Source organism: Virgisporangium ochraceum, assembly GCF_016863655.1.
Lineage (GTDB): Bacteria > Actinomycetota > Actinomycetes > Mycobacteriales > Micromonosporaceae > Virgisporangium > Virgisporangium ochraceum.
On the sequence record NZ_BOPH01000129.1, the window covers coordinates 128,942 to 134,941 of the forward strand.

Here is a 6,000-nt window from a genome sequence, read left to right on the forward strand (position 1 = left end):
GAACGTCTCGGTCTCGATGTTCTCGGCGACAGCGAACCCGGCCCCCGGCGTGAGTAGGAAACGGTCCGCGGTGGTAGCACTCGTTCTTCGGGGCGCGAGAATGATTCGGCGGCGGCATGTCCCAACAGACCCGGGTCCAGCCCAGGCTCGTCCGTGCGCGCCGGTGGGTGCAGAAAGCGGCTGAACTTGGCCCAGGTGTACTGGGCTCCGCGGTGGGAAGTGGATCGACGCCGCTACCGGTGGAGACGTAGTCGAACATAAGTTCGATACGCTCCGGCGATGAGCACGAACAGCCACGACCGCGACCTGCGGCAAGCGCGCCTCGCCTACGTCGCCGCGGTTCGACGCCTCGATGCCGCCATGGACCACTTCGGGGCAGCCGACGTCCCCTTGGATCCCGGACCGGGCAGCGACCCGAAGCCGTGGACGGCGCACCACCTCGCAGCCATGCGGGAGGTGACCGAGGCCTTCGTCGACGTGTTCAACCGCCGCCGCACGTGGGACGGGATGCGTCGCGACTGGAGACCGCAACACTGAGATGCCTGTGCCGCAGGCCGCGTCGACCACCATCAGGCCGCTCGCACCGCAGCCGCGCCATGCTAGGAGTCCGAAAGTGAACTCCATGCGGCGGAGATGTCCATCTGGTTGGCTCAGACTGCGCGGAGCGCCGCCCATTGCTTGGCGGCCCCGGCGAGCCGAGCGGTCCACGGATCTTCGGTTTTCGCTGCAGCGATTTCGTTCCACAGATTGGCCTGTGCACAAGCGAACGTCGTTATCGCCTCCGGCGGTGCGACGTGCCAGGCCGGCACCGCGCTGGCTTGCTGCTCGGCGGCGGCCGGGTCGTGACCGGCGGCGACGAGCCACAGTACCCAGTACGCCGGGTCGAGCCAGGCAGCGCCACAGCTGGCCCAGCCCCAGTCGACGATCCAGGCCCTACCGTCGCCGACGATGACGTTCGCGTTGTTCAGATCGGTGTGCACCAACGTCGATCCCGCGAAGTGGCGCAAGTCGGCCGAGTCCTCGACGTAGTCGCGTAGCCGCTGCCGCATGTCACGAAGGTCAACAGGTGGGCGTGGGAGCGCGGCGATCGTTTCAAGGAGTGTGGCCACGGCTGGAAGGTCGGGTGACCCGGGCCGGTAGTCGGCGTGGTAGCCGTCGAGCGCCTCGAACAGCAGGACGTCCCACCCGTCCACCTCCAAATGGGCCCGAACCTCCGGGGCCACATCCTTGAGGTGCGGTGCGATGGCGGCCTCCCGACGCTGGGTCCACACCTGGCGATGGTCGGCGGGCAAGGCCTTGCAGAACCGCTCACCGGTCGGCGTGGACAGTCGGGCCGCGACGGCGCTGTTAAACCCCTCCGTAGCGGACACGGCCGACGCGACCGGTCCGGTCACCTCCTCGATCGCCGACCTGACCCGGCCAGGCAGGTCGTCGTAGGTGATCCGGGTGGTCGGCATGCGGGGTTCCTTTCCACACCCGTGCCCCCGGGATGGCCGGGTGCGGTCATGGTCCCAGGGCACGGATGCGGTGTCGTTCGTTGGTAGGGCCGGGTTCAGGGGTCGGTCAGCGGTACGGGTTGTCGTCGTTACAGCGGCCGAGGTTGGCCGAGGCCGCTGCCTCGACGTCGCTGACGAGAACGAGGGTCGTCGGGGCAGGGGTGCGGGCGGCGACGGCGCGGCCCGTCGTGCGGGGCCGGCGGGTGAGCGTCAGGGGTACGGCGGTCATGCGGGGATCCTTTCGCTGTGCTGGCAGTAGGTGTGCAGTGGCGCCTTCGCCTCCTGGTAGATGCGGGCCAACGGCCGGCACACCCGGCACGTGGCCGACAGCGTGCAGCCCGTGCATCCACCGGTGCGAAGCATTTGGGCGTCCGCCACAGCGGGCAGTCGCTGAAGACCCGGCGGACCCTCACGGATGAGGTCGACCGGGTGGTCTCGGCCGATCTTGCACATGGTGGCGAGCCCGTGTGGGTCGACGTGGAAGAAGGTGTGCCCGGCGGGGCAGCTGTCGTAGGTGCCGGCCAGTGCTCCCGGCGCCCCCGATTCGAGGAAGCTCGCGTCGGAGAGGCCCGGTGCTTGCGCGTCGAGCGGTTCGGCCGTGCCGGTGTAGGTCGGGGAGATCATTCCGTACTCCTTGTACGGAACGCCGAGGTCGTCGGCGAAGGCGCGCATCGCGTTGACCTCGTCAACGTTATGCCGCGTGATGATGATCGTCAGCTGCAGCGGTAGCTCGGCGGCTCGAGCCGCGCGCACGCCGTCTTGCATGTTCTTGAATGCGCCCCGGGTACGGGTGAGCCGGTCAGCTGTTGCCGGGCTGGCGCCGTACAGCGAGACGGTGATGCGGTGTGGGCGCCGTTGTCGGAACAGGTCGATGAGTTTGGGGCGGGCGAGCCGGGAGCCGTTGGTGAGGATCTCGATCATCATGCCGGCCTGGTGGGCGCGTTCGTAGGTGGCTGGGAAGTCCGGGTCGATGAGAGGCTCACCGCCAGTGATCTGGAACCAGAAGACGCCCATGTCGACGAGCATGTCGATCAGCCGGAGCTTGTCCGGCGCTGTGAGTCCTTCGAACGGCCGCAGTTCCAGGTAGCAGTGTTCGCAGGCGAAGTTGCAGCCCTTGTTGATCTCGTAGGTGGCGCGGCTGTAGGTCACCGCGGTCGTTGATGGCGCGCGGACGATGAGCGCCTCGTCGATGCGTCGGCCATCGAGGTTGATGGCCCACTGACGATCCGCGCCGTCAACGAACCAGTTCGGCACTGACAAGCCTTGATCACGTCCGTCGAGGAGTTCCGTATAGAAGTCCTCGGGAAGGCTCATTCCCCTGCTATGGCCGGGACGCACCGCCATGAACTGATCTTCCTGAGGGGAGACGATCGCCTCGTACATCTGGCGGCTCCTTCCCGACGATCGACTTCTGAGCCGGGCCTTCGACGGGCGGAAGGGCAAGCTCAAGTTGGCCGGCTACTGGCGGTTGGGTTTGGTGCTCCAGCCATTCTGTGACGTGGGATCGAGCCCTCGGTATGTGTTTGCTGTTTACCGGTGTTGGCCGACAAGCTCGACCCATCGGCCCCGCGTGTGCGACGTTAGGGTTGGCACGCGCGGCGGTGCCCGAATTCAGGCCGTCCGGCGGTCGATCCCAGTCGACTTCGCGGAAGGAGCAGTGATGAACGACGATGGTTTCCCCTGCCCCTCCTCCCAACGCGAAGTCGTGGCGATCGAAGGTCGCGAAAACCGTGTGCACGGCCACTTTCCACTGACCAAGGCAGATGTCGACGGTGCGTTGGCTCGCCGGGCCGCGGATCCTTCCGCCGGTCACCTAGATGCGATTACGCTTGATCATGCTTGGTCGAACGCTGCCTCTACCGGACGAGCAGATGGACTCGCCCGTGACGCGAGCCGATCGACCTTTGCAGACATGATGAAGGAGCTGCGGCAGCGAAAGGGTTGGTCGTACCGGCAGCTCGCGCGATCCGTGCATTACTCATACTCATATCTGTGGCAGCTGGAGGTCGGAGCCAAGCAGGCCACGGAGGCGGTGGCCGTTGCCATTGACACGGCGCTGGAAGCCGGCGGCGCGCTCGTTGAGTTGGCACGGCACAGCGTTGCAACGCCCCAGGCGGGATGGCGGGCAGCGCAGAAGGCGGCGGCTGACATGTCACCCGAGGAGTTCGTCAGCGTCCCGGTGGAGACGGCACATGGAGTGGTGGCCTATCTGGTGACACGCCGCTCGTCACTTTCTGGGCTAGCTGCGATGATGCCCGTCTCGATCTCCGCCGGATGGCCAACTTCAACCGCGGAAGGCGGCGATGTCCGCGACTCGCTCGCAGAGATGCCGAACTCGGCGCGCGAGGTACTGGACGGACGGCACGTAGAATGGAGCAGCTTTCTTACCGTTACGCAGCTCCTCGCCAGCCAACGGCAGGCAATCGCTCCGGAGGCCCTTCTCAGCCTCGTCGAAGCGCATCGTGACTGCCTAGCTCGACTGCTTCGCAGTGCGGCGTCCGACCCGGTTCGCTACGAGATCGCGCTTCTCCTCGGGGAGACGTCCATAGTCGCCAGCCGCCTGTGGAGCGCCAAAGGACGCCGCGAGATGGCCATTGCAAGCTGTGCCTACGCCCGGCAGTTGGCCGACCGGATAGATGCCCCGGGCCTAGGCGCAACCGCTCGAATCTTCGAGAGCAACCTCCACTCGGAGGCCGCCACGCTGATAGGTGCCGACGGAGATATCCTCTTGGGATTGCGAATGCTTGACGAAGCCGCTTCCATGGAACGGCACATCACCCCCGCAGCCCGCGCCAGGATCGCCGCCGAACAAGCACAAGCATTCGCAGTGCTGGGACTTCGGGGTGACTGCATGAGAGCGCTGGAACGCGCACGGATCGCAGTCGACCAAATCGACGACACCGATCGCAGCGGCCTCTTTAGTGACTGGAGTCCGTCTCGCCTGGATGTATACGAGGGAACGTGCTGGCTTTTCTTGGATGAGCCCAAGAAGGCAGTCCAGATCCTGTCCCGGTCGGTTAGAGATGCTGAGCCCGACCGCAGTAATAGGAATGTGCATCTTGCAGCGCAAGTCGATCTCGGAAGCGCGTATGCGGAAAGCGGCGAACTTGAAGAGGGGTGCATGATTCTCGGTGAGACCTATGCCCAACTGGTCGAGAGCGGCAGCCACCGAGGGGTAGATCGAGCGCTGTGTGCACGCGATCGTCTTCAGCGGTGGAACCACGAGAGCAGTGTTCGTGACCTAGATGAGCTGATTGCAGCCATCCACTGACAAACCTTCGGCTGGTTAACCGATAAGTCGGATTACTTCTGCGACTACCCGGTCCGGATCCAAGGCATCTAGGATCGAGTCGGGCATTGACGCCGCCAGTTCTTCCCGACTAGTGCGATGCGCAACCACGATTGCACGAAATCCAGCGTGCCTCGCACAAGCGACATCATTTGGTGCGTCGCCGATTACCACAGCGCGGCCAGGATCTAGCTGTTCACCTTGCCGCCCCATGAACCGCCTCGACACCACGTCGGTGAGTTCGAACCGGTCTCTTGCATCCGATCCGAAGCCACCGATACTGAGGTCCAGATGCTGGTTGAGTCCGACAGTATCGAGCTTTACGGTAGCGGCGTACGCGAGGTTTCCCGTTAAAACTGTCTGGACGAAGCCCTCTTGATCGAGCGCCCGGATCGTGTCGCGTGCGCCCGGGTAGGCCGGCTGTTCTCGAGCAAGTTCCAGGCGGCCTTCATCCATTATAAGGGCTAAGGTCTCCCGGAATTGTCCCACGTTTTTCTCAGCTTGATAAGGTGAGATCCCAGATAAGACGGCCGCGTCAATGACGATGCTCTCGTCGGTATATCCATGCACACGTCCGGATGGAAACACTACATCGCTCTCCGCGATTTCGTAAGTCCGCGCAATGGCCCTGCGGAGCCATCGGAGGTCTGCCGGGATTAGTGTCCCGTCTACATCCCAGACGATCAAGCCTCGGTAGCTCACCGCCTGATTGTTGCACACCTCTCTATGCCGGTCTCCTCAGATGGCGGCGGTCGGATACAACTCGACCGCTCGAATGCGCCGACTCATCCGTCCATCGTAAGAGCAGCGCCCCGCGACCAGCGGTCACCGATTCAAGGCCGCACCTTCACACCAACGTCAACGCAACAACGTCGAACGCACAAGCAAGGTCGATGTATACCCGTTGACTGACGCCAGTACGCGTTGACAAACGCGTTCACTAACGCCTGGCTTCTTTCTCGCATTCGCATTTCGCCATACCGTTTCTGGGTCCGACGGTGTCGATTCTCCTGTGAGCGCCGGTGCGGAGTGACGAGCACTCCTGTCGGTCGGCCGGATCGAGCCGCCAACGCCCGGGATCCTGGACCGGCTGTCACCCATCGCACCTGTAAGACCACCACCGCACGAGGGGATCGGTTTGTTCATCAATCGGTACGTGAAGGTCCGCGGCGAACAGCGCGACACGCTCAGAACCCACGTGGTCGCCCGCTACGG

At 64.3% G+C, this 6,000-nt stretch carries 6 protein-coding genes; 2 read left to right on the forward strand and 4 right to left on the reverse strand.

Annotated elements, in window-relative coordinates; genetic code table 11:
* Window positions 1-279 precede the first annotated feature (279 nt).
* On the forward strand, window positions 280-537 hold the full coding sequence (locus tag Voc01_RS45185; RefSeq protein WP_203933935.1) for a hypothetical protein: 258 nt from the start codon (window positions 280-282) through the stop codon (window positions 535-537).
* 113 nt (window positions 538-650) lie between these two features.
* Here Voc01_RS45185 and Voc01_RS45190 read toward each other — a convergent pair whose 3' ends face one another.
* The 3 genes from Voc01_RS45190 to Voc01_RS45200 form a co-directional block, all read right to left on the reverse strand.
* Window positions 651-1,457, reverse strand: coding sequence for a protein kinase family protein (locus Voc01_RS45190; RefSeq protein WP_203933936.1), 807 nt, complete (start codon window positions 1,455-1,457; stop codon window positions 651-653).
* A 106-nt stretch (window positions 1,458-1,563) separates the two neighbouring features.
* A complete protein-coding gene (locus tag Voc01_RS45195) occupies window positions 1,564-1,725 on the reverse strand; it encodes a hypothetical protein (protein WP_203933937.1) in 162 nt (53 codons plus the stop codon).
* Window positions 1,722-2,879 carry a radical SAM protein gene (locus Voc01_RS45200; RefSeq protein WP_203933938.1) on the reverse strand — a complete coding sequence of 386 codons (1,158 nt, stop codon included), beginning with the start codon at window positions 2,877-2,879 and terminating at the stop codon, window positions 1,722-1,724. Before Voc01_RS45200 ends, Voc01_RS45195 begins: the two co-directional genes overlap by 4 nt.
* 277 nt (window positions 2,880-3,156) lie before the next feature.
* Here Voc01_RS45200 and Voc01_RS45205 point away from each other — a divergent pair, with 277 nt between their 5' ends.
* Window positions 3,157-4,767, forward strand: coding sequence for a helix-turn-helix domain-containing protein (locus Voc01_RS45205; protein ID WP_203933939.1), 1,611 nt, complete (start codon window positions 3,157-3,159; stop codon window positions 4,765-4,767).
* A 15-nt stretch (window positions 4,768-4,782) separates the two neighbouring features.
* On the opposite strand, the gene Voc01_RS45210 is transcribed toward Voc01_RS45205, so the two are convergent.
* Window positions 4,783-5,487, reverse strand: coding sequence for an HAD family hydrolase (locus Voc01_RS45210; protein ID WP_203933940.1), 705 nt, complete (start codon window positions 5,485-5,487; stop codon window positions 4,783-4,785).
* Window positions 5,488-6,000 lie beyond the last annotated feature (513 nt).